This window comes from Cedecea neteri NBRC 105707 = ATCC 33855, assembly GCF_001571265.1.
Classification (GTDB): Bacteria; Pseudomonadota; Gammaproteobacteria; order Enterobacterales; family Enterobacteriaceae; genus Cedecea; species Cedecea neteri.
Map to the genome: position 1 here is coordinate 1 of NZ_BCTL01000121.1, position 1,171 is coordinate 1,171.

General features: G+C 57.4%; 3 protein-coding genes. 1 reads left to right on the top strand and 2 read right to left on the bottom strand.

Going from position 1 to position 1,171, the window contains the following annotated elements:
• On the top strand, window positions 1-215 hold a 215-nt coding region (locus CNE01S_RS25680), incomplete at its 5' end, for a hypothetical protein (RefSeq protein WP_218009461.1).
• On the opposite strand, the gene CNE01S_RS25935 is transcribed toward CNE01S_RS25680, so the two are convergent.
• Both CNE01S_RS25935 and CNE01S_RS24065 read right to left on the bottom strand, forming a co-directional pair.
• Entirely contained in the window at window positions 202-633 is a 432-nt protein-coding gene (locus tag CNE01S_RS25935) for a hypothetical protein (RefSeq protein WP_245874291.1), read from the bottom strand. The genes CNE01S_RS25680 and CNE01S_RS25935 overlap by 14 nt on opposite strands.
• Window positions 626-1,144: a DUF1804 family protein gene (locus CNE01S_RS24065; protein ID WP_061279232.1), complete on the bottom strand. Its 519-nt coding sequence runs from the start codon at window positions 1,142-1,144 to the stop codon at window positions 626-628. Before CNE01S_RS24065 ends, CNE01S_RS25935 begins: the two co-directional genes overlap by 8 nt.
• Between the last annotated feature and the right edge of the window lie 27 nt (window positions 1,145-1,171).

The window sequence follows — 1,171 nt, forward strand, 5'->3', positions numbered from 1 at the left end:
TAACAAAAAGAGGGATAAACATGGCGCAATCATCATGTCCACGATGCGGAAGAGATCGTTTTGAAATGGCTGTAACAAAGATTCAAAACGCCCGGCTTCCCGTAACATTCATTCAGTGCGCATCCTGCGGCACCGTTGTTGGTACAATTGAGCACTTGTGTGCAGCAGAGTTGGTTCAGAAGCTGGCCAAAAAACTGAACGTCACTCTCGACTGAAACTATACCGGGCGCTATTCAGGGCCCGCTTTAGCTCGTCAATCCGCTCAGCATCAATAAGTTCCTTCAGATAAGCCTTGAAGTCTTCAGTAAACTGACCGCAGGTTGTCTCAAGCGCATGGGTGGATGCCCTGATCCCCTGCGGGGCTGCTATCTGTTTTTCCGGCTGTTTATTCGACATGGGAGCCCCACTTGCGGCCTGGCTTTCCAGCGCCGCTTCAATCTGTTCCAGCAGCGCTGACTTTGTCTGCCAGACCGTCTGGCCATACCCCCTGTCAGCCTGATAAATATCACCATCACTGGTCTGCACCATCAGGTAATCGCCCTGGGCGAACACCCGAACAATGCTGTCTGCCCGCACGCTATTGTGCTCGGTGAGCGTAATAAACTGCTTAACGTGTCTGGTGACTTCAGCCATATTTTTTCTCCACAATCTGTTGAAAGGCGGGCAGTACATCCATAAAGCCTGCCATCAGGGCCGGGTGCTTCTCACTGAGAAACGCCGCGAAATCTTCCATCACGGCCGCCGCCACCATCAGGCGGTCAGTCTCGGGCAGAATGCGACGGCTGGCGGCCATCATCTTGTTAAAGCCATCCTGGAGCTTAACCAGCAGGCTGGCGTAGTCCTCCGGGGGCATCTTCAGCCCTTCAGGGCTTTCACGGGCAGCGCGCAACTGCTCGATGGCGTACTGGTTGTGCTCCAGGTACTCCACGACCAGGGCGCGGGGAATGTCTTCCGCCACGCCGGAGGTCAGACGGCGAACGGCCCGGAGCTTGTCCCAGTCGTCACCGTTCTCCCGCGCGTCCCGCCGCCAGCGGACCACCGTTGCCACGCTGACCCCGTGCATGGGGCCCAGCACTTCAGCGGAGATCCCCTGACTGATGTAGTCCCGGCGCACCGCCTCCCGCAGCACCTTCGGATGGGCCATCAGTGCCCCCCGGTCCCGTCAATCAGG